The sequence below is a fragment of the Streptomyces sp. NPDC004111 genome (assembly GCF_042874215.1).
Classification (GTDB): domain Bacteria; phylum Actinomycetota; class Actinomycetes; order Streptomycetales; family Streptomycetaceae; genus Streptomyces.
In genome coordinates, this window is the sequence record NZ_JBIAMU010000018.1 from 148532 (window position 1) to 173471 (window position 24940).

The 24940-nt window shown below is 68.5% G+C and carries 15 protein-coding genes, 1 pseudogene and 1 CRISPR repeat array; of the genes and pseudogenes, 6 read left to right on the forward strand and 10 right to left on the reverse strand.

Translation table 11 applies throughout. The features are described 5' to 3' along the window. Window positions 1-6: 6 nt before the first annotated feature. Window positions 7-678 carry a hypothetical protein gene (locus tag ACFYVL_RS31560; RefSeq protein ID WP_389250912.1) on the forward strand — a complete coding sequence of 224 codons (672 nt, stop codon included), beginning with the start codon at window positions 7-9 and terminating at the stop codon, window positions 676-678. Between the two features lie 285 nt (window positions 679-963). Here ACFYVL_RS31560 and ACFYVL_RS31565 read toward each other — a convergent pair whose 3' ends face one another. The 4 genes from ACFYVL_RS31565 to ACFYVL_RS31580 all read right to left on the reverse strand — a co-directional run bounded on the left by ACFYVL_RS31565 (window position 964) and on the right by ACFYVL_RS31580 (window position 4939). After that, entirely contained in the window at window positions 964-1608 is a 645-nt protein-coding gene (locus tag ACFYVL_RS31565) for an ATP-binding protein (protein ID WP_389251038.1), read from the reverse strand. After that, the gene (locus tag ACFYVL_RS31570; RefSeq protein ID WP_389250914.1) at window positions 1518-2264 is read right to left on the reverse strand and encodes an acyltransferase family protein; all 747 of its coding nucleotides are present in this window, start codon (window positions 2262-2264) and stop codon (window positions 1518-1520) included. The genes ACFYVL_RS31565 and ACFYVL_RS31570 overlap by 91 nt, the downstream gene beginning before the upstream one ends. Before the next feature lie 303 nt (window positions 2265-2567). Then, window positions 2568-4100, reverse strand: a complete 1533-nt coding sequence (locus tag ACFYVL_RS31575) for an FG-GAP-like repeat-containing protein (RefSeq protein ID WP_389250916.1) — start codon at window positions 4098-4100, stop codon at window positions 2568-2570. A 305-nt stretch (window positions 4101-4405) separates the two neighbouring features. Then, complete coding sequence (locus tag ACFYVL_RS31580) at window positions 4406-4939, reverse strand: hypothetical protein (protein ID WP_389250917.1); 534 nt, start codon at window positions 4937-4939, stop codon at window positions 4406-4408. Window positions 4940-5267: 328 nt separating this feature from the next. Between ACFYVL_RS31580 and ACFYVL_RS31585 the strand changes: the two genes are divergently transcribed. The 4 genes and pseudogenes from ACFYVL_RS31585 to ACFYVL_RS31600 all read left to right on the forward strand — a co-directional run. Further along, the gene (locus ACFYVL_RS31585) at window positions 5268-9182 is read left to right on the forward strand and encodes a polymorphic toxin-type HINT domain-containing protein (RefSeq protein WP_389251040.1); all 3915 of its coding nucleotides are present in this window, start codon (window positions 5268-5270) and stop codon (window positions 9180-9182) included. Beyond that, window positions 9175-9543 carry a hypothetical protein gene (locus ACFYVL_RS31590; protein ID WP_389250919.1) on the forward strand — a complete coding sequence of 123 codons (369 nt, stop codon included), beginning with the start codon at window positions 9175-9177 and terminating at the stop codon, window positions 9541-9543. The genes ACFYVL_RS31585 and ACFYVL_RS31590 overlap by 8 nt, the downstream gene beginning before the upstream one ends. A 1208-nt stretch (window positions 9544-10751) precedes the next feature. Next, window positions 10752-10967 (forward strand): hypothetical protein, encoded by a 216-nt coding sequence (locus tag ACFYVL_RS31595; RefSeq protein ID WP_389250920.1) that lies wholly within the window; start codon window positions 10752-10754, stop codon window positions 10965-10967. A gap of 545 nt (window positions 10968-11512) precedes the next feature. Continuing rightward, window positions 11513-13971: a CRISPR direct-repeat array (repeat unit 24 nt; unit sequence CATCCCCGCGTGCGCGGGGAGCAG). A gap of 228 nt (window positions 13972-14199) precedes the next feature. Beyond that, a pseudogene (locus tag ACFYVL_RS31600) lies at window positions 14200-15018 on the forward strand (CRISPR-associated endonuclease Cas3''); the annotation flags it as partial. 88 nt (window positions 15019-15106) lie between these two features. On the opposite strand, the gene ACFYVL_RS31605 reads toward ACFYVL_RS31600, so the two are convergent. Beyond that, window positions 15107-18928, reverse strand: coding sequence for a hypothetical protein (locus ACFYVL_RS31605; RefSeq protein ID WP_389250922.1), 3822 nt, complete (start codon window positions 18926-18928; stop codon window positions 15107-15109). A 145-nt stretch (window positions 18929-19073) separates the two neighbouring features. Between ACFYVL_RS31605 and ACFYVL_RS31610 the strand changes: the two genes are divergently transcribed. Next, on the forward strand, window positions 19074-19253 hold the full coding sequence (locus ACFYVL_RS31610; RefSeq protein WP_389250924.1) for a hypothetical protein: 180 nt from the start codon (window positions 19074-19076) through the stop codon (window positions 19251-19253). Window positions 19254-19596: 343 nt separating this feature from the next. Here the strand turns inward: ACFYVL_RS31610 and ACFYVL_RS31615 are convergent, their stop codons facing one another. The 5 genes from ACFYVL_RS31615 to ACFYVL_RS31635 are packed head-to-tail and all read right to left on the reverse strand — an operon-like array spanning window position 19597 to window position 24722. Further along, complete coding sequence (locus ACFYVL_RS31615; protein ID WP_389250926.1) at window positions 19597-20331, reverse strand: type I-E CRISPR-associated protein Cas6/Cse3/CasE; 735 nt, start codon at window positions 20329-20331, stop codon at window positions 19597-19599. Beyond that, a complete protein-coding gene (cas5e, locus tag ACFYVL_RS31620) occupies window positions 20328-21185 on the reverse strand; it encodes a type I-E CRISPR-associated protein Cas5/CasD (RefSeq protein WP_389250928.1) in 858 nt (285 codons plus the stop codon). The genes ACFYVL_RS31615 and cas5e overlap by 4 nt, the downstream gene beginning before the upstream one ends. Continuing rightward, complete coding sequence (locus tag ACFYVL_RS31625) at window positions 21182-22525, reverse strand: type I-E CRISPR-associated protein Cas7/Cse4/CasC (RefSeq protein WP_389250930.1); 1344 nt, start codon at window positions 22523-22525, stop codon at window positions 21182-21184. Before ACFYVL_RS31625 ends, cas5e begins: the two co-directional genes overlap by 4 nt. Further along, window positions 22522-23112 (reverse strand): type I-E CRISPR-associated protein Cse2/CasB, encoded by a 591-nt coding sequence (gene casB / locus ACFYVL_RS31630; protein ID WP_389250932.1) that lies wholly within the window; start codon window positions 23110-23112, stop codon window positions 22522-22524. The genes ACFYVL_RS31625 and casB overlap by 4 nt, the downstream gene beginning before the upstream one ends. Further along, the gene (locus ACFYVL_RS31635) at window positions 23109-24722 is read right to left on the reverse strand and encodes a type I-E CRISPR-associated protein Cse1/CasA (protein WP_389250934.1); all 1614 of its coding nucleotides are present in this window, start codon (window positions 24720-24722) and stop codon (window positions 23109-23111) included. The genes casB and ACFYVL_RS31635 overlap by 4 nt, the downstream gene beginning before the upstream one ends. Window positions 24723-24940: the final 218 nt, after the last annotated feature.

Genomic DNA, 24940 nt, shown 5'->3' on the forward strand with positions numbered 1-24940 from the left:
ACGGACGTGCTCGCCAGCTGCGACGCCGGCCTCACCTTCACCGCAGTCTTCCGTGTCGAGTGGCAACGTTCACCCGACGAGAGATCCGCCGCTCCGCCGGGAGACGCCGGGCGGGCCATCCGGATGCTCGCCGAACACCTCGCCGGGCAGCGCAGCGTCCTGCGCTGCGCGGCTCTTGAACAGGACATCAACTACGACCTGCGCCAGCGCCTGCCATGGACCACCGACGGAGTGGAGATTGTGCGGGCACACGTCACGCTGCGCTGCGACGAACACACCCGTACCAGTGCCCACCGTCTTGCCCAGCTGCACCGGGAGGAGGAACTCGCAGAACTGGCGCGCCGCCAGGCCTCAGCACGTCTGCAATTCCTCCAGCACGAAGTACTGCGCACCCCCGCCACGGCTCGCCTCTACCTGATGCTGGAGCGCACGGGACCGCAACTGCCGTCCGAGACCGACCTCGACGCCCTGGTGCAAGACGTCCAGAAGTGGCATCCCCAGGCGCAATGGGTCGTGGTGGCGCAGCTTCTGCACACCTTTCTCGGCAAACTCAGTCCCGGAGACACCCGGGACCTCCTGCGCACCTTGCGCGCCCTGTTCCTGGACTACGGAGAAAAGGAGCTCGCCGAACGGCTCCCTGCCGGCGAGCCGGCCCCGACGACCGAACACCCGACATGAGGCCGTCGAGCGGCACTGGCCTGACTCTGTTGCGCGTGGTGCTGTCCCCGCGGACGAGCTGGCGCGCCTACAGGGCAATGCGCCGCACCCCCGGCGCCCTCGGCTTCGACACGGCCTGGCGCCGGGCCCGACTGGCGATCCACCCCGACGAGGCCCCGTACCTGATCCGCGGACACCGTGCCGAGCAGCCAGAGCCCCGACGGCGCCCGCCATGCTGACCCTGCACGCTCGGTGCTGCGCCGGATGCCGCCGAGGCCAAACCGCCGGCCCGATCCGTGCCGGCCCTCACCTGTCCGGGCGCCAGGCAGGATCGTGGCGGGCGGCGGGTTCCTGGGCGGGCAATGAGCCGTCCTCGGGTTCTGTGTCCTGCGGGGCAATGTTCCCCGTCTGGGCGGGGCAGAGCATTTCAACGCCCTCTGCTTCGAGGGGTGTTGCGGTCGGAATTCGCGCCCACACGGTCTTTCCCGTGCTTTCCGGCCGGGAGCACCCCCAGGCGGTGCTGAGCGCGGCCACGATGTGCAGGCCGCGTCCGGTCTCGCTGGGCACGGGGAGGTGCTGGGGCGTGGGTACGCAAGGGCTGGGATCCGCCACGGTGCATATGACAGCCTGGTGCCTGCGTACCAGGCCGAACCAGGCCAGGGCGCCGCTGTCCTGATACTGCAGGGCGTGCTGGAGCGCGTTGGCGCTGAGCTCCCCGGCGACGGTCACCGCGTTGTCCGCGTAGGCGGAAAGCCCCCATTTGATGAGAACATCCCTGACAAATCGCCGGACCTGCTGGAGGTCTGCGGGATCGGAGCCGAAGCTCCGCGCGGAGAATTCCCCCGCGCTGATTCCCAGAGTCAGTCGGCGGCGGCTCTGCCGAGGTTGAGGGCGATGCGGTAGTCCACGTACCGCTGCGCGAGCAGGAACTGCATCACGACCAGGGCCCAGAGCAGCGGGCTCTGCCCAAAGCGGCGCATCAGGAAGAACGCCATGCCCGCGATGAAGTACGGGGCGTAGATCGGCATGGCGAACACGTTGACGAACTCGCTGTGCAGGGAGGGGCCGATGGCCGCGAACACGGTCCATACCCCGCAGAACACCAGCAGGTTGCGGTACGTGATCCCGAACAGCATCACCACCGCGATCAGCAGGTAGAACTTCAGCTCCACGAACAGCGTCCAGTACACATGGTCGATGTCCGGCGTCCCGTTGCCCGCCTGCAGCATCGTCATGTTCACGACGACGTGCTCCCACCCCTTAATCGGAAAGACCTCAGGGAACATCTTCAGGAACACCGCCGTCAGCGGCACCGCGACCCAGTACGCGGGAAAGATCCGCGTCACCCGCGAGACGGCGAACTCACCGACGGTGCGCCCCCACAGGCTCATGGGGATGACGAAGCCGCTGATGAGGAAGAACAGCTCGACGCCGAGCCAGCCGAACTGGGCGAAGTCGAACAGGGTCGGGAAGATCGTGGCGGGCTTGTGGCCCCAGGCGTGGTTCAGCGCCACGTAGTGGTAGAGCACCACGATCAGCGCGGCGACGAGCCGCAGCCCGTCCAGCGCGCTGAGCCTGCTCTTCTTCGCCGTCGGGCGTGTGTTCATGCCGAACCTTCACCGCACCCGCCCTGGTCAGGGGCCGGCGCATGAGTGGAACACCCCGTGGTCAGCGAGGCGTAAACGATAGGTGATCGATGTATCGGTGCGTATGCCGCACATTCCTCGTGCGCAGTTGGTGGTACGCCTCACGCACCGTCATGCGCACTCGGGTAGTCCCGGCTCCTGCGGCGTGCCCGTGCGAGCGAGCTGACAAGCGCACGACGACGTGGCGCGGTGGGTGGTGTTGGTGGCAGCGGTGGCCGGCCAGTGTGTGAGGACGGGCCGGCCACCGGTCGTGTGGTGCTGGTGTTACGCGGTGGCGAGCTTCAGGGTGCCCCAGGTGTTGCCGGGGGTGGCGACGTTGTGGGCGGAGGAGATGTTGCCCTTGCCGTCGCCCTGGTAGTGGTGCATGGTTCCGTCGGCCCAGACGGCCATGACGTCGTCAATGCCGTCGCCGGTGAAGTCGCCGGCGACGATCTGCTTCATGCCGCCCCAGTTGGTGCCGCCGGGCTGGACGGTGTTCGTGCCGGCGAGGACGCCGTCAGCCTTGCCGGGGTGGATGTGCAGGCTGCCGTCGTGCCAGACGGAGGGGATGTCGGCGATGCCGTCGCCGTTGAAGTCACCTGCCGCGAGCAGCTTCATGGAGCCCCAGCCGGTGCCGCCGGTCTGGAGGATGTTTTTGCCTGTGAGCCCGCCCTGTCCGTTGCCGGGGTGGATGTGGAAGGTGCCGTCGTACCAGATACCGGCCAGGTCGGCGACGCCGTCGCCGGTGAAGTCGCCGGCGATGACCTGCTTCATGCTGCCCCAGCTGTTGCCGTCACCCACCGGGACCTGGTCGGCGACCTTGCCGTTGCCCAGTCCCTTGTACAGGTGCAGGGTGCCGTCGCCCCAGATGGCCATCAGGTCTGCCGTGCGGTCACCGGTGAACTCACCGACCATGAGGCGCTTCATGCCGCCCCAGTTGGTGCCCCCCAGTTGTGCGATGTTCGTTCCCGTCAGGCCGCCCTTGCCGTTGCCAGGGTGTACCCGCAGGCTGCCGTCGTACCAGACCGCTGTGAGGTCGGCGATGCCGTCACCGGTCAGGTCGTCCTGGGACAGGAAGGTCGTCTTCTTCACCCACGTACCGAGGTCATCGGCACGCGAGGCGACCGCGCCGGTGCGGGTCTCCGTCTTGTCGGTGCCCAGGCAACCGCCCTGCCAGGAACGGCTGTTCACCCCGACGAGCTCGGGGACGCCGTCCTTGACCCGGAAGGCCGGGCCGCCGGTGTCACCCTTGCACAGGACGGACTTGCCGACACCGTTGAGGCCGAGCGCGACCCCGTCGGCGTAGTCGACGGAAAAGTCGCCGGTGTGCAGGTAGTCCGGTACCCACTCGGTGCTAGTGCGGCCGAAACCAGCCGCCTTGAGCGTCTCGCCCGCCACGGGGGCGGTGGAGCTGATCTTCACCGGGGCGATTCCCTGCACCCGGGTGGAGAGCTTGGCGAGCACCACATTGCGGTCGTCACTGGTGACCAGCTCGACCACCTCGCGGGTCTGCACCGCGCTGCTGGCGAGGTCGGAACCGCCTACGCGCACCGTCGTCTTCAGGACGGGCTTGCCGTCACCCGCGCCTCCGCCGGGGGTGGTGGCGAAGCAGGTGGTGGCGGTGATGACCCACTGCGGGTGGACCAGGGCGCCGGTGCAGGCCTGCTGGCCGGAGCCGATGTTCAGGTGGGCGGTGAAGGGGTACGCCTGGGCTTCCGCGGGAGTGCCGGACAGGGCTGTGGCGGAGGTGCCGGTGAGCGTACTCAGGGCGGCGGCCGCGGTGAAGAGCCCTGCGGAGCGTATGGCGATTCGTCGCATCGTGCGTGTCTTTCTGGTGGTCTCATACCTGGCGCCCATGTGCAGGGACGTCAGAAGGCTCGGGGCCAGTCACAGGCAGTGCATGCATGAACGCTGAGGCCGGCTCGCCAGCGTTGAGTTGGCGCCAGCTGTGGGGCCGGTGTCTCGCTGTGGCGAGAGGGGCCGGGAGCGGGCAGTGGAGAGCGTTAGGCGTCAGCGATGGCAGTGACCGTGCGGGTGCACTACGAGTGTGATGGTCCCCGGAGGATGGCTGGGGCTTGAGGTTGCCGCGCGCAGGTCAGAAGCACGGGGAACGTGAGCCTGAGTTAGCCGGTGATGCGGAGCTCGACGAGGACGGAACGCTGCTCTCCGTTGGGGGTGTCGGTCTCGCCGATCTGGGTGACTTCGTTCTTCGGCGCGTCGTAGACCGTGCTCGTGCCGTCGGCCTTCACGGTGGCCTTCATGGCCCGGTCCTGGGTCCACAGGTAGAAGGCTTCCGGGATCTCCAGGGTGAGGTAGCCGGAGGTGCCGGTGGTGGTGAAGCAGAAGCCCTTCTTGTCCAGTCGGGACTCCACGAAGATGTCGCGGGCGTCACGGCAGGATTCCCTGCCTTGGTCGCCGGCACCGCCCTTGAGCACGATGCGGCCGTCACCGCGCTTCAGGACGATCTTGCGGTCCTGCAGGAGCTGCTCCGCGCCGGGGTAGCTGAAGTCCTCCACGGCGGAGGGCATCGCGGCGGCGGCGCGCGGGTCGGTGGGTGCCGCTGCGGCGTTCGCGGTGGCGAATCCAGTGATCGTTCCCCCCAGGGCAAGCAGGCCAAGCCCCCCGGCCAGTACCGCCTTGATCGATCGAATTTTCACAACAAGCCTTCATTTCTAGGTTCTAGACATGCATCCACCTTCGAAGTGGAGCCAGCGCAAGTTATCAGTAAAGAAACCGTAAGGAAAGCGTGTACGATCATCCGGCCGCTTGCACTTGTGCGAGCTGTGCACTTACGCAACGACCAACACATGAACCTCCGTTGAAGGCGCCTGCCAGCCCGTTCACGGTTGCCGTGAGGGCGCTGCCGCATACCTCTAGACCAGGGCGTGCGCAGGCCGCTCGGGGGTCACGCTGGGGGAGTACATGAAAACTTCAAGAACCCGCAGAGCGTTCTTTCTTGTAAGGGAGAAAAGCGGCAAAAAGGGTATGGCCGGGGGTGCGCGCCGTCTGACCGCCGTCGGGATCGCTGCCTCAGTTCTTGCCGGTGTTTTGGGCACCAGCCCCGCCGCTGCCGACGAAGCTCCCGCTGGGGGGGTGGACAGGTGGGAACGCGACTATGTCGTGCGTGCGTGGCAAACAGGCGGCCCAGGAGTGAAGGAGGCGGCTGAGGCAGCCTTGGCTGGAACCGATCAGGACATCATGAAGTTCATCGACTTCGAGGATGACCTGGCGGAGTACCACGACAACCGCGTCGCTGCCGGGCAGATGGCCAGCGTGAGTGGCAACGGGGTTCGAGAGGCTGCCAAGAAGGCGCTTGAGGGCACTGAGGAGGATTTGGAGAAGTTCCTTCTCGATGGGTGGAGGGACCCGCAGGAGCAGGACAACCGGGTCCGTGTTGGCCAGATCATGAGTACCGGCGGTAACGGTGTTCGCGACGCGGGCAAAGCCGCCCTGGAGGGCACCCCGGCGGATGTCGATAAGTTCCTGGAGGAAGGGCAGTTCGACGCCCGGATTACCGACCAGCGGGTTGAGGTCGGTCAGATCATGAGTGTGGGCGGGCCGGCCACGAAGGCGGCGGGCAAGCTCGCCTTGCAGGGCTCCCCGCAGGACGTGGCTGACTTCCTTGCGAGCGGCCAGTTCGTTGCCCGTGCCCGTGACGGGGAGCAGGCCACCATTGCGCAGCTCGCCAAGCAGGCCGAGCAGGCTGGCCGTCGGGCCAAGGAGCAGACTGACGCGGCGGTGGAGTCGTCTCAGCGTGCGCTGGTGGCTTCGGCGCTGGCCAAGCAGGCTGCGGCGAAGGCCGCGACGGAAACTCAGGCTGCGGGCAAGGACTCCGTGCGGGCGGCCAATGCCGCGAAGCGGGCTGCGGAAGCGGCCCGTGGCGCGGCGGCCGAGGCGCGGAACGCGATCGGTGCCGCCCAGGCCGCGAACGCAGCGTCCCGGACAGCCGCTGCCGCCGCTGCCGCGGCAGCGTCCGCAGCGACGAACGCGGCCAACGCGGCAGGCCAGGCCCGCAAGGCTGCCGCAGATGCGGCGACGGACGCCTCGAAGGCTGCCGACGCCCGCAGGCTGGCCGCAGTCGCCAGGAAGGCGGCCGATCTTGCCACGAAGTCGGCTACAGCATCCGAGCAAGCCGGCCGCGCCGCCGAAGCGGCGGACAACGCGGCGGGTGCTGCGCTGAGTGCAGCGGACAACGCCACCGCCGCGGCCGACGCGGCTACCCGCTCGGGTGAGTTCGCCGGCCAGGCTGGTGCCAGCGCCGCGGAAGCTAAGGCCGCCGCAGCCGAGGCACGGCGTAACGCCAACGCCGCCACCCGGGCTGCCAAGGCGTCCAGCGCGCTGGCACGCAAGTCTGCCGCAGCCGCCTATCAGGCCCGTGACGCTGCGCGCAGCGCCGCCACCCATGCCCGCAACGCCGCCGACGCCGCGGAGAACGCAGCCAACCACGCGGGCGATTCCGCCACGGCTGCTACGGAGTCGACCAAGCACGCGGGGGAGGCCAAGAACGCCGCCGACACCGCCGAGAAAGCGGTCGCCACGGCCAAGCAGGTCTTCGAGGTCGCCCGGGACGCCGAGGCCGAAGAACTCACCGACCGCACGACCGCCGGCGTGGAACAGGCCGAGACCCGCAGCCAGGACCGTATCGAGCTCAATGCGAAGGTTGCCGCGGCGGTCAAGGACATCTACGCCCTCGATGGTGAAGCGGCCCAGCTCGCCAAGGACGCCGCCCCCCCGGCCGCGGACCCCAAGGGCATCGCGTCCAAGGGACGCGCCTTCGCGGTCAAGGCCATGAAAAGCGGCGATCACGGCCCCTATACCCAGGAAGCCGCGATGGCCGCGCTTTCAGGTGATGACGCCGAGGTCGTCCTCTACATGCGTACCGGACGCAACCAGGCCGTTGCCCGTGACACGCGGTTCCGTGTCGAGCAGCTTGCTGCAGACAGCCCTTATCAGGTGGTCCGCGACGCAGCCACCGAGGTGCTCAAGGGCAGCGACGAGCAGGTCGAAACCTTCCTGCGCACTGGGCAGTACCAGGTCGCGGTCACCGAGTACCGCATCAAGGTCGGACAGATCCGCAGCACCGGCGGCCCTGGACTCAAGGAAGCCGCCAAAGCACTTCTGGAGGAGAACGACCCGAAGAAGCTCGCCACCTTCGTCCTCGCCGACCAGTATCTCGAACGCAATACCGACGAACGTGTCCTGGCCGGCCAGATCATGTCCACCGGCGGCCCCGAGGTCAAGGCCGCGGCCCGGATCGCCCTTTCCGGCACCCCGGAAGACCTCCACGAGTTCATTGAGCACGGGCAATACCAGGCAGACAGCATGGACCAGCTGACCGCCACCCACCTCGCCCAGACCACCCAGCTCATCGCCCACGCCTCCCGCATCTCCGCCAACGCACGGGCAGACTCCTGGCGCGCAGCCCAGGTCGCAGCCATCGCCCGCAAGGCATCGACCGAAGCCAACACAGCGGCCACCCAGGCCCAGAAGTCGGCCGAACAGGCCAACGGATACGCCAAGGACGCCAACCAGTCCGCCACCGCCGCCGAATCCTCCGCGGCCAAGGCCGCCAAATCTGCGGCAACAGCCCGCCAGGCCGCCGAGAACGCCAACCGCGACGCACGCAGCGCCGAACTCTCCGCACACCGCGCACAGTGGTCCGCCGACTACGCGGCCACCTCCGCCCGGAAGGCCCGCGAATCCGCAGACGACGCCCGTCGCAGCGCCGAAAACGCAGGTAAGGACTCCATCGCGGCAGCAGCCGATGCGGCTGCAGCCCTGAAGAAGACCCTGGAACTGCGCCAGTCGGAACTGGAAGCGGAAAAGCGCAAGGCCGAAGAAGAAATCAAGCAGAAGCAGCAGAAGGAGGAGGAAGCACGCAAGAAGAAGATATGCATGCCGGTCACGACGTACCGGGATACAGACCATGCAATGAACCAGTGCATCCTCTCCCAGATAAAAGTCGACTTCAAAGAACTCTTCAAGAACACCGTAAAAATCGCAGGGGAAATAACCGGCGTCACCGGCGTTCTCGAATGTTTCAAGGACCCCGACTTCAAACGCTGCTCCATCGCGATCGCCGAAGTTCTTCCCGCAGGAAAGGTCCTCAAGCTCCGCCACCTCACCAAGATTGGTGACTTGGCTGACGCATTTCGCGTCCGCAAGGGACTGAAGTGCGTAACCTGCTTCCTGGCAGGAACCAAGGTTCTGATGGGGGATGGATCCCACAAGGTCATCGAAAACGTCCGTCTCGGTGACTTGGTTACCGCCGCTGACCCGGTCACCGGGCGCACAGCGTCCCGACCCGTGACCAATCTCATCATCACCGCGAGCGACCGGTGGTTCAATGAACTGACCGTTAGCTCCAAGAGCGGCAGCGGGAAAATCAGTCCTACCGAGGAGCATCCTTTCTGGTCTCCCTCGGCAGGGAGATGGGTTAAGGCATCCGACCTGCACGTGGGAATGACACTGCGAACGACTACTGATACCGAAGTCGTCACAGTGGAGAAGAACCGGGCTTACGCGCTCAACGTGCGGACCTACAACCTGACTGTCGCCGACCTTCATACCTACTATGTTCTGGCGGCAAATACGGCTCTACTGGTCCATAACTCCGACGGAATATGTGGCATATGGTCAGGCGAACTGCAGAAGTTGCCCAAGGGGAACAATGGTCACGTGCGCATAATAGATTCTGTCGACGAGCTTCGGGCAACCTTTACGCGGTGGACGACGGGTGCCGAAAAGCTCCCGGCGCGGGGGCCAAAGGTTCCCGACGTGTACAAATTGTCAGATGGTACCGTAATGCAGTGGCGAACTGCATCAAGGTCAGGCGGGGAGACGATCGATATCTTTCCGCCTCAGGGTAAGGGAATGAAGGTGCATCTCCCTGATGCGTGAACAGGAAATCTGGCAGGAGATCCTCGAAGAAGGCCTCGATGATTGGGTTCCGGTAGACAGGCTTGTCGGCTTGGCTAAGGAGTACTCTGAGGATCATGGTGGCAGTTATAAGGATCTGGTCTCGAGAGTTCTTTCGAGTTTGCTGACGAAAGAACTGATCAGGGTTGGTGAGATCGGCGAAGATGGGTTCGAAGCCTGGCCTGGGGACCAAAAGGAGGTAGAAAGAAGGGTCGTCATGGCTCTGGGTGAGTCGGGCTGGGTTCCTGCAGGCGATGTCTGCTGGCTTGCGAATACAGCCGCTGGGGATTGTGCCGCAAGGGAACTGAGGGTGACCCTCGAATCTGATTCCGACATCAACTAGTTCATCTCTGGGGCAGGGTCGACCTGATGGTCGACCCCGCCCTGTTGATTTTGCTATTCACCTTCGACTTTCTGCCGACGCAACCGCTTGAACTCCTCGGTGTATCGCTTCGTGTACGGTCATGTCCCCTGTGGTGGTGTAGCCGACGTGAGTTGATCTTTGTCGCGGGGGTGGAGCGAACTTTCACTCCGGGCCGGACCCTGGACGCCGCCCGCATGACTCACAGTGACCGATTGGGGCGCTCCGAGCAGGAATACGCGACACCTCAACATGCGAGCTCACCCGTCCTGAAGCCGGAGGAGCACAGTCACTGCTGCACTGTCCGATCAACCTCAGCCCAGCAGAAACGAACCGCCACCATTGCGCAACTGGGGTTCCCTGAATGAATCTGGGCGGTGAGAACCCCGCGTCACCTCGACGTCTTGTAGCTGAATGGCCGCTGCCGTGGCCCCACTGCCGGAAGATCCGGAAGCGGGGCACAGTGCTGTCGAGGGGCCTTGCGCAGAACGGAGTTTCCGCAGGTCTGCTGGCGTTTTTGCTGGTCGCCGGATCTCACGTCCAGGTACCAGAGCGAATTGCCGTCGTCATGTGCGAGCGACGGGGGCATCCCACAGCCTCCCGCCCCAGGCATCAACCGGTTCGGGACATCAAGCCACGCCCCGCGCTGTCCATCCCACCCTGCCTGCACCGCTCCAGGCACGTTCCGCCGCCCGGCGTCCAGGGCTTGCTGCGCAGGTTGTGATCTTGCGTCAGCAGCACCGGTGCCCTACCACCCGCAGGCTGGTGGTGGGCCCGCGCGTCGCCGCACCGGGCGACCGTGACCGGCTTCTCCGGCACGACGACGGCCAGGACCGCGACCGCCCCCCACCTCCGCAGCGCCCGGACGCCGCGCCTCAACCGCGCACACCGCGGACCATGCACGCAGCGCCCCGTACGCCTCCCCGTGCTCGATCCCGCCCTCGGCAAGGAAGCGGGCGTTCTTCCGCGTCCACTCCTGCACCAGTTTGGTGTCGCCGATCCCGTCCAGCAGCGCATACGACCGCAGCCCACGCCGCGTCCGTGCGGTGGTCGCGTCGCACTGGAACCGCCGGCTGCCCCGATCCTGCCGCCGGGCATACAACTCGTTCCTCACCGCAGCGCTACCGGCACATCGACGACGCCGAACTGCGTGCTGCCGTCGACCGCATCGAGATGCTCCAGGAGCCGCCATGACCCTTCCCGCCACCACCACCCAGCTCACGTTCCACGAACGGCCCGAGTGGACTGCCTGGCTGCGTGAGCAGCTCGACCCACAGTGGCGTGTGGGGGAGTGGGAGGCCCAACGGTGGCTGTTCACCGGCGACCTGGACAGCCACCGTACCTCGTCCTCCCGCTGCCGCACCCAGCGGTGCGACGCCGTCATCCGCGACCCGGCATCGTTCTGAAACTACTGCCGCGAGAACCGGCTCAAGAGCGGCCTGCCACGCGAGGAGTTCGCCGCCACCTTCGTTCCCGACCGCGCACAGTCTCTGCGCGGCCAAGTCTCCGGGCAGTGCACCATCACCCGCGACGGCCGCCAGTGCGTGCGCCCCCAAGCCTCGAAAGGGCTCTGCCCCGCCCACGCAGGCGCCTTCCACTACCACCAGGCCCGCAACACCATCGATCGCTGGCTGCGTGAGCTCGTCACTCCGTTCACCGACGAGCTCACCTGCATGGTCGAGGAGTGCTCGGGGCCCTCCATGAACTCAACGGGGCTGTGCAACTACCACTGGCGCGCCTGGTGCAGCGTCAACCGTGCCGACCCCACTGCCCGCCGGATCCCCGCCGCGCAGTGGGCCCAGACCCAACAGCCCTACCTGGGAGTCCACCAGTTCACCCTCATCCCGCTGCCCGAACCGGTGCGCTGGGAGATGCGCTACGCCCTGCAACAGACCGACCAATGGGTCAGAGTCCTCCAACCCCACTGGATCCGCAGCGTCATCCGCGGCCAGGGAACATCCCCGCGTGTACGGGGAGCAGTCTATCGGGGGTTCTGCCTGGCCGACGTTGACGGGACCATCCCCGCGTGCGCGGGGAGCAGGAGATGGCGGCCGAATGCGGGCCGTGCGTGGAGGGAGCATCCCCGCGTGTACGGGGAGCAGAGTGCGTCCAGCTCCGCGTACGGGTCGTGGGTGGGAACATCCCCGCGTGTACGGGGAGCAGCCGTTGTCCGTCGCCCCACCGATCAGGGTGTGGGGAACATCCCCGCGTGTACGGGGAGCAGCGGGCAGCACCGAGTACCCCGCGGCCCATCTCGGGAACATCCCCGCGTGCACGGGGAGCAGGAGCCGGAGACTGCGGGGGAGGGCTACGTCCCGGGAACATCCCCGCGTGCGCGGGGAGCAGGTTATGGCGGAGGCGCAGCCCCAAGCCCCTGGGACCATCCCCGCGTGCGCGGGGAGCAGGAGGAGCGCGCGGCGGCGGAGGCGGGAACATCCCCGCGTGCACGGGGAGCAGCACCCGTACTGCCTGCTGCACCGGCAACGGCCGGGAACACCCCCGCGTGCGCGGGGAGCAGTCAGCCCGCAGGGCGGGAGCGGCACCACGAGGGGGACCATCCCCGCGTGCGCGGGGAGCAGTCAGCCCGCAGGGCGGGAGCGGCACCACGAGGGGGAACATCCCCGCGTGCGCGGGGAGCAGACCGTGAAGCGCACCCGCGCCGAAGCGATCGAGGGACCGTCCCCGCGTGCGCGGGGAGCAGCCGTCGGCTCGGCGTAGACCCTCGCACCGTCAGGGACCATCCCCGCGTGCGTGGGGAGCAGGCCGTGGTCTATGCGTACAAGAACTGGGGGTGGGGACCATCCCCGCGTGCGCGGGGAGCAGGTCGCGTCGCCCTTCTCCACGCTGTGCCCGATGGGACCATCCCCGCCGTGCGCGGGGAGCAGGCGGACCAGGTCGGCATCCGGCAGGAACGAGAGGGACCATCCCCGCGTGCGCGGGGAGCAGCGCAACAGGACCAGCACATCCACCGTGGTCGCAGGACCATCCCCGCGTGCGCGGGGAGCAGACGTACTGCTGCATGTGCAGGCGCTCGGCCGTGGGACCATCCCCGCGTGCGCGGGTAGCAGCGGTCATCGACCGTGACCGTCTCTCCCGTCTCGGGACCATCCCCGCGTGCGCGGGGAGCAGACGGACTACGACAACGACCAGTCGACCCAGCGGGGACCATCCCCGCGTGCGCGGGGAGCAGCGCTGTGCGGACTGCTCGACGGTCTCGGCGAGGGGACCATCCCCGCGTGCGCGGGGAGCAGTTGGTCTGCATGGGTACGGGGACGTCCCCGACGGGACCATCCCCGCGTGCGCGGGGAGCAGACAAGATGACCGAGGCGGAAGCCCTCAAGGAGGGGACCATCCCCGCGTGCGCGGGGAGCAGGCGGGACGCGACTGGGCAGGATTCGTTGCCGCGGGAACATCCCCGCGTGCACGGGGAGCAGAAGATGATCCAGAACAGCGACACCGTCGGAATGGGAACATCCCCGCGTGCGCGGGGAGCAGCGCAAGAAGTTCCCCAAGGACAGCAAGGGGCGGGGAACATCCCCGCGTGCGCGGGGAGCAGTTCACCTTAGCCCCGTCGAACTTCGCTTCCTGGGGACTATCCCCGCGTGTGCGGGGAGCAGCACCTTGGCGTCTGTCTCGCCACTCTCGATACGGGACCACCCCCGGGCGCGAGGGGAGCAGGTCGAGGCCGTCTCACGGTGCCGCCCGCTTCGGGGACCATCCCCGCGTGCGCGGGGAGCAGCTGCGCGGACTGGCGGAGACGGCCCGGGTGTCGGGACCATCCTCGCGTGCGCGGGGAGCAGTTACCGAGGAAATCGACGCGTGCCGCAACGCGGGGACCATCCCCGCGTGCGCGGGGAGCAGCACTCGATCTTCTCGCCCCATCCGGACATGCCGGGACCATCCCCGCGTGCGCGGGGAGCAGGCCCCGACCGTGACCCGTGTCCGCAAGGGCACGGGACCATCCCCGCGTGCGCGGGGAGCAGCTGCGCGAGGAACTGCGCGAGCTGGGCGAGGAGGGACCATCCCCGCGTGCGCGGGGAGCAGTGATTGGCGCGGTCGAGGTGCGCCGTCCACTGGGGAACATCCCCGCGTGTACGGGGAGCAGTCGGTCTGCCACAGTCCAGGTACGACCATCGGGGGAACATCCCCGCCTGCACGGGGAGCAGGCTTGAAGCGGCGCTGTACGCCCTCTTCGGCGCGGACCATCCCCGCGTGCACGGGGAGCAGGCGGACTGCGCGGACTGCTGCAGCAGAATGCTGGGAACATCCCCGCGTGCGCGGGGAGCAGGGCCGGGTCAGGTACCGGGTGTGGACCCCGCAGGGAACATCCCCGCGTGCGCGGGGAGCAGCGCAGGCCGGGGTGTCCTGGCGACGGCTGCCGGGGAACATCCCCGCGTACGCGGGGAGCAGTCTTCGTGAGCTGGTGTTTTATCGCCGGGGGTGCTGGTTTCTGGCTACTTTCGCCGAGTCGGGCATTCTGTGCATAGCGTCCGCGGGTTCTTTCGTTCGGGTTTGCCGGGGGCGTGGCGGGGTGGGGCCATCGTATGCGGCGGTGTGGTGTAGCAGCGGGGCCGGTGGGGCCGGGCAGTTTCCTCATCCTGCGTACTGGGGGATGGTTTTGCCGGTACTGATCGTGGCATGGCTGTTGCGGAGGGGCCGGGCTTAGGGCTTCGGGGACGATTGTCGGGGCCGGCGCGGGCGGTGTGGGCGAAGCATGAGCGGGACACTGGCGGGTGGCTGCCGTTGTGGCGGCATACGGAGGACAGCGCGGCGGTCGCGGGGCTGGTGTGCTACGAGTGGCTGCCGGCGAGCGTAAGGGCGCTGGTGGCCGGTTCGTTGCCGGAGGGGCCGGTGCAGGCGCGGCGGTTGGTGGTGTGGCTGGCTGCGGTGCACGACATCGGGAAGGCGACACCGGCGTTTGCCTGCCAGGTGGAGTCCCTTGCCGATGTGATGCGGGGACACGGGCTGGAGATGCGTACTGCGCGTGCGTATGGGCCGGAGTGGAGGCTGGGAGCGGCACGGGTGGACGGATCGGCAGAGCGGGCAGTTCACGGTGATAGTCGGAGGGCATCACAGGGTGCCTCCGAGCATTGCAGCTGCTAGATCTGGATGCGCGCCTGCAGCTGCTTGCCACGCGTGGTCCGAGCTATGCGGTGTGGCGGCGGGTGCAGGAGGAGTTGTTCGACGCGTGTGCCGAGGAGTACGGGGTCGGTGGACTGCTTGGCGGATGGCGGGCGGTGAAGCTCCCTCAGCCGGTGCGGGTTCTGCTCAGCGCGGTCGATGCCGGTGGCGGGGCTGATGGTTGTTGAGGCGCCGATGAGGGAGGGGAAGACGGAGGCCGCGCTGGCCGTGGCGGAGGTCTTTGCCGTGCGGGCGGGTGCGGGCGGGGTGTTCTCCGCGCTGCCCACGATGGCGACCGGCAGTGCGATGTTCCCGCGGTTGCTGGGATGGCTGGAGTGGCCGGTTGTGCGATGGGCGGAGAAGGGCCGGTGCTCTTCTGTGGGTTTGTTCTGCGTCCTGGGCTCTCGGCGCAGGGGGATTTTGTTCACGGTGGGCTGCTCGTAGGACGGGTGTCGGAGGCTGTGTGGATGGCGGCGATGTGGTGGAGGCGGGGGATGACGTCGGGCTCGAGGTGTGCCAGGGCGGGCAGTGTGTGGTTCCAGCTGGCGGTGCGGAGGCTGTGGTGGAGGAACCGGGCGGCTGCGGGGTTGTCCGCTGGGAGGGGGGTGACAGTGCGCGCCAAGTGCTGGATGGTGCGGGTGAAGGGGGCGGGGCGCAGGGGATCGGGTGCGGGGGTGGGGCGGGTGGGGGTCCGGGCCAGGAATTCCGCCACGGCGGTGAGTGCGAGGGCGCGGTGGGGGGCGTGGTGGTGGCGGGTGGCGATGGACAGTGCGGTGTCGAGGTCGCCCAGCGCTGCGTGGACGACCGCGAGGGCGGCGGTGGGGGAGTGCGCTGGGCCGCGGTTGGCCATGTCGCGGTGCAGCCAGCGTAGTTGTGTGCCGGGCTCGTGTCCCTGGCCGATGTCCAGGAGGGCGTGGACGAGGACGGTCTCGGGGAGCCAGCTCTCGGGGCTGTGTGTGGTGCGGTAGTCGCGTGCGGCTTCCTCCATGGCGCCGAGCGGGTCCTGGCTCACCGTTTTGTCGGGGGCCCTGGCAGGGAGGAGTTCGGCGAGGCGTGCCAGGGTTGCGAGTCTCCCCTGGGGTGTTCTCCGGCTCGCGTCCAGGGCCCGGAGGAGGGGGTGAAGCAGGTCCGCGGCCGTCTGGGGGGCGTGGGGGAGGAGCGCTGCTGCCAGGGCGATCCGGGCCAGCCGGTCGGTCGTTCGCCATGCTGCGGTGCTGCTGCGGTCCGCGGGCTTGTGGATGGCACTGAAGGCGTCGAGTGCCTCCTGCGTCTGGCCGGTGCAGGCGTGCGCGTGTGCAATGTGTGCCCAGGTGGTGTCGTCGCGGGGGGTGTCTGCGGGCGAGCTGGGGCCGGGGAGGTGTTCGGCTGCCTGGCAGGCGTGCCGGCGTGCCTGCGCGGCCTGGCCCATGTCCGCGAGGGCGATCGCGATGGCGGCGTGTGTGCGTGCTCTGACTGCAGGGTGGTGGCATCGGACGGGCAGCGACGTGGCGGTGATGGTGGCGTCGGTCTGGACGAGTGCTGCTGCCAGGTCCGGGAGCCAGAAGGGGGAGCCGCTGAGATCTGGTACGGGCAGCTGGGCCAGCGCTAGGTCAAGGTGCTGTGTGGCACCGGTGGGGTTGTCACGGTTCGCGAGCCGGAACGCTTCGTTCGCGAGTTCCTCGGCGGTTTCGAAGGGGGGCTTCTCCTGGTCGGGGTGTGCTTCCAGGTCCGGCGTTGCGGTGCGGAGCGCGTGTTCTGCCTCCGCGCGCAGGGCCCGGACCTCATTGTCGGGTGTCCCTGTATGGGTGAGTGCCTGAATGACCTGCACGAGGGTGTGACGGACGGTGGTTGCCCAGTGGATGTGGTCGGCGGCCGGAGAGGGCGCGGTGCCCTGAAGGAGCAGGTTCTGCAGATGTCGGCGGGCCGTCGTGGCGATGCGGGTGGCATCGGCGGGGCGGGCTGTGGCCACCAGTGAGGCAAGGGCCGCCAGGGTGCCGGCGGTCCCGGGTGCGGGCGGCGTGTCCTGGAGCTCCTGGGCGAGGCGGAGGGCGCGGGCGTGGAGGCGTCTGGCCCGCTGGGGCGCGGTGGCGGTGACGGTTTCCCAGATCTGAACGGCAATGGCGGTGGATGGTGCATGGCCGGACTCGGCGGCCAGGCCGTCGGCCTCTGCTTCGAGGTCGTCCAGGAGCAGCCGTACCAATTGCGGGTGCTGTGGCTGCAGGAGTGCGGCGGCCTCGGCCCATGCTTCGTACCGGGTGGAACTGGGCCTGCGGGTTGAGCGGAGCAGGGCGAGTCCGTCCTGGTGCTGCCCGGTCGCCAGCAGGGCGAGTGCGGCCTGGCAGGCTGCGGCTTCTGCTGTCTCGGCGTGCTCGAAGCGCTGTGCTGCGGACAGGGACGTCCTTGCGCAGTGGGCTGCTTCCTGGGCGGTCTTCCCGGCGTCCCTGTGTCCTAGGTCTGCCAGGACGCGGGCCACCTGGGCCAGTCCTGCGGCCTTCGCCGCCGGCTGGGGCGAGGTGGTGGCCAGAGACTTTGCCCGTTGTGCATCGCCGAGTCGGGCGACCGTCTGTGCGATGGCGGGCGGCAGGGGCTCTGTGTGCGCGCGCAGGGCCTCGCGGGACACGGCTGTTTGTGCCGCGACGGCCAGGCTGTTGGCAGGTGGCGGGTCTTCGGGCGAGGAGATGAGGGTGAGATCCGCGAGGGCAATGTCGGGTCCGGAGCGCTGGATGAGGCGCAGCTGGCGGCGAGGATCCAGCACGAGGGCCTCAAGCCTGCCGGTGTCTTTGCTGCGCTGCACGAGCCGGGTGTAGCCGGTGAGCAGGTAGCTGGGTGTGTCCGTGGGCCAGCCGCTTTCCCAGTAGCGGTCGGCCCAGGAATGAAGATCTCGCGTGTAGGTGCGCAGTTCGTCCTTGCCCAGGGCGTGGGAGGCGGCGGCACGGAGCTCTTCGTGGGCCAGGACGAGTGGTTGCAGGCCGGCCGATGAGTCCTCTCCATCCGGTGCGGTCAGCAGGGCTCGGTCGATCATGGTGGGTGCGAGGCTGCGGCTGGCCACCGTGCGCAGCATGCTGAGCACTTCGAAGTGCCGTGCGCCCGTGACGGCCGCCAGGTCTGCTGCGGTCAGAGATCCTTCTGCCACGGCAAGGACCCCCACAAGCGGCGCGCCGACCGTCCGGTCGTGGAGCAGGGAGGCCAGTTCGTGCAGGGCCGTGTCCCGGACGACGTGGGCCGCGGGCGAGGGGGCCAGCCGGCGTACGACGTGGGGGTCGCGGAGCGGGTGGCCGTCGAGGTCGGACGGGAGAGGCGGGTGGGCGCGCCCGGAGACGATGATGCGCATGCCGTGTGGGGGTTGTCGGGGGAGGAGCGCGGCGATGCTCTGTCTGCCCAGGGCGGCGTCGCCGTCCTCGTCCAGACCGTCGACGATGAGGACCAGTCGGCGGCGGCGCACGGCACTGGTCCGTGCGGCGGCTTCGAACAGTGTGTGCAGCTGGTCGGGATCACTGTGAGGGGAAGCCCGGGGGCTGGGGGCTGCGGCGGTGGCGAGTTGGTCGCCGACGGCCCGGAGGAAGTCCTGTCGGCTGTTCGTGCCCAGGCGCCGGGCGATGAAGTAGTGGGCAGCATCGATGCCTGCGGGCAGCCGGCGGGTGGCGAACCAGGCGAGAAGAGCGGATTTGCCCGCCCAGGCGTCCGCTTGCCACCACACGTAGGACGGGCCGCTGTCCGGCGCGGTGACGAAGGCCGACAGGGCGTCCAGTTCCTCCTCCCGGCCGGTGAACGCCGTGGGGAGAGCGCTCTGCAGGGCCTGGGACGGCAGGCCGAGCAGACGGCCTTTCGAAGAGTCGTCAATCTTCCCTCCCCTGCCGCCCTGACTGCTCCTGCTGACCGCGCGCGCGGCATCGAGCCGAGCCTTCCAGATGCGGATGTCTGTCTGCCGGTGGCCCGGTGAGCGCAGGGATGCCTGGTCCTCCAGGAAACGGATGAGGGCGTGCAGAACGAAGCGGACCTGCTCCGGCTCGGAGGGGACCGACCTTTTCCCCTTGCCGAGCCATTCGCCGAGCGAGGACTTCGATATTTTGAAAGTCCTCGCCCCTGCAGGCCTGTTGGGCCTGGTGTCCTTCAGGCTGGCGAGTTTCCGGTAGGTGTGCACGCGGCTCCCGCCGGCGGCTGCGTAGAGGGCGCGCAGCTCCGCCCCGAAATCAGGGTTGCGGGCGCATGCGACATCAGGGGCCCCCTGGTTGTCCGTGCCTGCGGAAGACTTCTCCGGAAAATCCATGCCCCTCACCCTGACCTGCAGAAATGTGCTCTGCTTCTCTCGCCGGACGTCGCCGGACACCCTCCGGACACCGGATACCTAAGGGACCCGCCCGGCGGAGCAAGCCGCCGGGCGACCACGTGAAGGGAACACCGTGTCCGTTCTGATGTCCGTCGTAGAGTCCGTGTTCCAGGAGGCAGCCACCGTCACCGCGGTGACCGGCCTCGTCTATACCAGCACCGTTCTGGCGGTGGCCGCCGCGGCTGTCGTCTCTCGGGATCCGCAGCGGCGCCGGGATGCCCGGGCGACGCTGACGATTCTGACCCGCCGCACCACCAAGCGCTGACACCGGCCGCCCTGAATTGCTGCGGGCCGTCTGCAGGCGGCCCGCAGCAAAGGGGCACCCACCACCGGGAAGCGGCTGACCGGGCGGAAGCACGGTGCCGAGCGGGGATGCGGCCAACAGCGCCGCGGTCGGGTAGCCGCCCCACTTGCCCGCAGCGGGTACCGGCGACTGCCGTCAGGTTCAAGGTTGACAACCTCGTGAGCCCTCCCTCGCGATGTGCCTGCCAGCTGCAACCTGGCGCCAGGTCCAGCCACGGATGAGGCGTGCGGTGCCTCGCCTCCTGGAGATGCTCCCCGGAACCGTCCTGCCGGCGGAACGGGGAATGCGTGAGGTGCGGTGGCTTCTAGCGGGTCAGGATCAGCCCGCAGCTGTACGGGCGGGCGTGGCCCAGGCCGTTGGACAGGACGTTGACCAGGGTGTCGGGGTCGGTGACCGTGAGGGTGCCGCGGATCTCGGCACGGCCGATACGGACCGGCTTGTTGCGGTGGGCGCTGGACACGGTGGGCAGCATGCGGATTGCCAGCGTGTCTGGGTCTGCGGTGGCGCCGATGCGGGCCACACCGTCCTCAACGGAGGCGGGTTCACCGTCGGGTTGCAGGCGGCGCGTGAACCACCGCTTCACATGCTCCGGGGTGGAGTGCGCGGTCCGGACGCTGCGCCCCTGCGCCCTGCCCGGTTCGTCGGAGGGGCCGCGTCGGGGCTTGCTGCGGGTCGGGTTGACGACCGTACGAAAGCCCACGGACTCGCCGGCCTTGAACGTGCGGTCGACGGTGATGACGTGCGGCGGTGCGGTGTGAGCGGCCCGCGGGATGCGGTTCCAGTCCCCGGGGATTCGGGACTGCACGACCAGGACGAGTACAGCGGCCTTGAGATCCAGCGACCACGTCGAGAGCAGGCCCATGTGAGAGCGCGCGGCCGGGTCGCCGTCCTCCACCCAGCCGCGGAACCCGCTCATCACGGTGCGGTGCATGTCATGGGCGTCGACCAGGGACTTGGCGACCAGGGGATGGCGGGCGTCGAGCGACAGGATGCTGTGGGTCGCGACGAAGCGGGCCGAGGCGGCATCGGTGCTGCTCACGGAATGATGTCCCAATCGGTGGCGGTGGGGGCGATGCTGATGCGGGTGCGGCGTTCCCAGCGTGTGGCGTGGACCCGGTGGGCGGGGTCGAAGCTGACTGGCTGGTCGTTGGTCTGTGTGGCCCCTCGTACGCCGGGCGCCGTCTGAATCCAGGCCCATGGCCGCCGCTCGGGCCCGCTTGAGGTTTCCGAGGGGCCGGGGACTGCGGGGAGCAGGCGTTTGGCCGTGAAGGCCTCGGCGATTGTTCCGGGAAGGATCCCTGCCGCCAGCGTGCCTGAGGGCGGGCAGGACTTCCGGCCGAGCCAGAGCAGCCGCTTGGGATGTTCCAGCGCGTGCGCGATCTCTTCCAGCAGTGCGCGGTCGGTGTGCTGCAGGCCCACGATGAACGCCGCATCGGACAGGTACCAGCGCTCGGTGATCAGCGCGGTGCGCGAGAGCTTTGCGGATACGAGGGCTCCGGAGAGTGGGTCGGTCCTGATCTCCTTGGGCGCTCCGTACCAGCCTGCCAACGGGTGATGGCCGAAGCCCTCACCCTGGGCTGACTCCAGGCTCCCGGCGACGGCGGCCGCACGGCGGTGGTCGGTGATGATGTCCCGCGGGCTCAGAGGGAAGCGGCCTCCGCCCACGGTGTGGTAGTCGCGGACCGGCGTGCCCGGGTGATCGGCGCGCACGCCGAAGTCCAGGCGCGCGAGGTCATCTACCGCATCGGTGCGGTCCCGGCCCAGGGCCGCCGCGCACATGCCCACCACCGCGGACTTGGTGGGCCGGCTGTGGGTGTCGCGGTGGGAGAACCGGGAGGCCGCCCCCCAGGACTGCAGGGGAGCGGCGCACCGGACGAGAAGAACGTGTGTCACCCCGTCAGCTCCTCGGTACGGATCACCGGCGTTGCGCCGACGTCCGTGAGCGATCCCAGGAGTTCGTCGATCTGCGGGTCGTAGGTCAGGACGCGGCCGGACCTGATGTCGGGGCGGCGGCGGCTGACGAACGAGTGGTGCTTCAGCAGCCGCTTCACCGCGGCCGGGCCGGCCGGCCCCTCGCCCCCCTTGTCCAGGGGGTTCTCGTCGACGGGAGCCTGGAAGGCGGCCGCGTAGTTGTAGGGCCGCTCGCCTTCGAACGCCAGGACCAGTGCGGGCAGTGATCCGGTGGAGGCGGTCGAGTTCTTCTTCGCCTCGGGAAACGCGTCCACGAACGCAGTGACGAACTCCCTCTCGGCTGCCACGGACAACTCTTCAGCCTCTTCTGCGTTCATGCCCGCGGCCCGCAGGTTGCTCCGCAGCTTGACCCGGTCGAGGACCGCATGCCGGTAGAAGGTGCCAGTGATCAGCGACTGGTAGCCGGTCATGCCGGCGCCGGCATCGTCAGCCGCGTCGAGGAAGTCCAGCGCGTTCTTCTTGCGGTCGAGCTTTGCGTCGTCGGCGGCGGCGTAGAAGTCGTCGACCTGCTCCGCCTCGTGCACGGTAAAGGCGTGGCTGGACTGGACGGCTCCGTCCACGTTCGGAGAGTCAGCGATCTCGGCGAGGAACCGGCCGTACAGGGCGATGTCGATGGCATCGCGCGGCGCGAGGGCGGTGAGGACCGCGGCACGGGACGCGGCGGGCAGCGCGGGCAGCTTGGCATCAGCCGCGTCTGCGGCTTCCGGTTCGCTGGGCTCCTCCTGCGCGCCCTTGCGGCTCTTCTTTGCCTTGACGGCGGCTGCTGCCTGCGCTTCGAGGTACTGGGCCGTCCAGGTACGGAGCTCTTCTGCCTGCTCGCTGATGTGAGCGGCGATCCGCACACCCGCGTCGGAGGGCGCGAAGAGCAGCACCTTGGTGAGGTTCGCGACGGTCTTCTTTCCCACGTCGCCGAACTTCAGACCGGTCGCCTCGATGACGGCCCGCGCGGTGCGCAGAGCCTCCCCCTGTTCCCAGCCGTGCACAGAGCACAGCTCCCGGCTGGCGATCAGCGCCCACTCCCGCGTGCGCAGGCCGGTGCTGCGTCCGGCCAAGGCCCCGATGCCTGCGTTGGCCCGGTCTCGGGTGTGGACCCGCTCGGCGCGGCGCCGGGCCTGACTTGTGATCATGTGCCGCTCGCTCCCGCCGTAGACGATGGACTTGGGCGAACCGTTCTCGTCCCGCACGGGCAACACGGCCACGAGCGTTTCCAGCAGGTGCAGGGAGAGGAACTGGCTGCCGGTGGGAAGGGAGTCGCTGCTCACGTAGTGGTGTCCTTCTGAGGAGATACGGAAGAGGGCGTGGCCGGCGTCCGGGACCCGGCCGATTTCCCGGCAGGCATGTGGAAGGCCACGGCCCATTCGTAGGAGATGCGGGCCTTTCGGTCGTGCCACCGGCTGAGGTCGTCGGCCAACTGGGCCCAGGACGGCGGCGGTTGGCCGCAGGCGCGCAGCCGGGCGACCCCGTGCTGGAGGTGGCGCCAGGGAATGCGCCGACTGGCGACGATGCGATCGGTGAGCCGGGCGGCACCGGGGTCGTCCGGGCCACGGCCTGCCGTGCCGCCGATACGCCGGGCTGCCTCACCGAAGCTTCCGAAGCCGTAGGCGGGCGTGGACCGGCCCTGGTGGTAGACCGCGAACAGAAAGGCCACCTGCTCGTAGATCTCCCGCTGCTGCTCGCCAGGGCTGAACCAGATGGCCCGGAAGTGCGGTTCCTTGCGGAGCCGCGGGCGACGCAGGTCGGCCAGGCTGCCGTACTGCCGGTTGCGTACGAGGCTGGCCAGCCAGGTGGTGAGCGCCAGACTGTTCGGGCTGCATTCCGGCCCGGCCGCAGGCTCGGTCTCGATGGTCACGTGCTCTCCGTTCGGAGTTCCGCTGGTGCCTTTGCCGAGGCCAGTTCGCCATCGAACCGGTTCAGCGCGACGGCCTGGGTCTTGGCCCCCTGCGAGTTCCGCGGCAGTGAGTCGAGGCATTCGACCAGGAGCCGGCGGGCAGCCGCGGACACGGTGGCTGCGTAGTCGTGCAGACCTTCCTTCACCGGCGTACCGAGAGCGGTTTCGTCCATCAGAAGGTCGAACGGCTCCCGCGTTGCTTTCCAGTGCTGGTCACGTACGTCGAACCGTGCGATCTGGCTCGCCTTGTCAGCGGGTTTTGGGTTCGGGTAGGCGACAGTCCAGGCGGCGAATGCCGCTTTGCTCAGGGCCTTTGCGACATACTCGGCGACTTCTGACCCGCGGAAGGACGCCTGGTAGAGCTGGGCTTCGAGACCGGGGGCGAACGGGAACGTGCCGTCCACCCAGGCAATGGCCGTGGTCTGCTTGGCCACCAGCCCAACCGTCCACAGCTCCACCCGCCGTGACGGCTGCTGGCCGGGCTCGGGGGCCACGTCTTCCGGAGGGAAGAGCGCCAGCCGGCGGTACAGCGTCGCACCGTTGTTCCCTCGCCCGGAGGAACGTGCCTCGTCCACCGCCGCGTACAGGGCATGGGCGTCACGCCACACGGCGCGGGTAGCCGAGGCCCACAACGGCTTGGTGGCGCCGTCCGACTTCGTGACGTACACGGCGTCCTGCATCTGATCCTGTGCCAGGGACAGCACTTCGCCCGCCCCCAGCAGCACCCGGTCGACGCCGTCGCCCCTGGGCGTGGGGCGCATCAGGATGGACCGGCCCAGGACGCTGTGCAGGTCGGCGGGTCCGGTCACCGCCCGGCCCGCGGCCTTGGCCGCGAAGCCCCGGCGTTCTTTTCCTGTGGTCCAGGAGAGGTTGAGCTCGCCGGGCGGGCCGGATACCGGTGCCAGGTTCAAACGCAGTGTTTCGCCGAGCGTCGAGCCCAGTGCCACGACCCGGATCCGGGTGCCGAGGCGGCCGGCGGCGAGTCTGGTGAGGGGATCTCCCAGTGTTGCCTTGCCGGAAATGCGAGCCCGTCCGGCAGGCCCGTACACATGCTGGGTGAGCATCGCCCGGAAGGCCTGAGCGGCAGGCAGCGGAGCCGGGTGTTCCAGGTGATGTTGGTCGAAGAACTGGTTGTAGTCGCCGACCCGCTCGATCACCAACTGGGCGGGCCCGGAACCGTGCTCGTCGAGGAACGGCGCTAGAAGAGCGTTCTGCCCCAGCGGCTCGGCAGGATGAAAGAGGTCCCAGACCTCGTCCTCAGGACGGTTGACGAGCCAGTCCGCTGCCGGACGCAACGCGTCCTGCTCGTCCACCCACGCCGGCCACTTGGCGGCGGAGACCGGGTACGTCCCCGAGGCGTAGCAGATGGCCAGCAAGAACTCGATGAGCGCCACCTTCTCCCCGGGCGTGGACGCCTCGATCGTCCGCAACCGGTCGGCCCCGCGGAGCAAGTCGACGAGACTGAGTTCAAGGAGCTCACCGTCGAGAGCCAGCGCCGTGACGCACACATCCCGCCGGGGATCCCACCGCGCGCGTATCGATTCATCGCCCGGAACAGGTAACTCAACCAAGTCGCACCGGTCACTCCCTGCGCTCAGCGCTTGCCTGGTGGTGATGTGAGGCCGAAGCTAGCAGGTGAAGGACAGCAGAAGGAAAGATTCTTGAAATATTGTGATCACAGCCGAGGAAGGACACCCGGAGGCGGTCCTGCCCTGACCTCGCGGCTCATGGGCCTACACCATCGGGAAGTTCTGCGTGGTCCGTAACCTCCTTGTGCTGCCTGAAGCTG

Bases quoted from the DNA above. Each gene is read 5' to 3' on its own strand.
- ACFYVL_RS31610 (WP_389250924.1), top strand. From the start codon at position 19,074: ATGTCCGTCGTAGAGTCCGTGTTCCAGGAGGCAGCCACCGTCACCGCG.
- ACFYVL_RS31605 (WP_389250922.1), bottom strand. From the start codon at position 18,928: ATGGATTTTCCGGAGAAGTCTTCCGCAGGCACGGACAACCAGGGGGCC.
- ACFYVL_RS31585 (WP_389251040.1), top strand. From the start codon at position 5,268: ATGGCCGGGGGTGCGCGCCGTCTGACCGCCGTCGGGATCGCTGCCTCA.
- ACFYVL_RS31570 (WP_389250914.1), bottom strand. From the start codon at position 2,264: ATGAACACACGCCCGACGGCGAAGAAGAGCAGGCTCAGCGCGCTGGAC.
- ACFYVL_RS31590 (WP_389250919.1), top strand. From the start codon at position 9,175: ATGCGTGAACAGGAAATCTGGCAGGAGATCCTCGAAGAAGGCCTCGAT.
- ACFYVL_RS31575 (WP_389250916.1), bottom strand. From the start codon at position 4,100: ATGCGACGAATCGCCATACGCTCCGCAGGGCTCTTCACCGCGGCCGCC.
- ACFYVL_RS31595 (WP_389250920.1), top strand. From the start codon at position 10,752: ATGACCCTTCCCGCCACCACCACCCAGCTCACGTTCCACGAACGGCCC.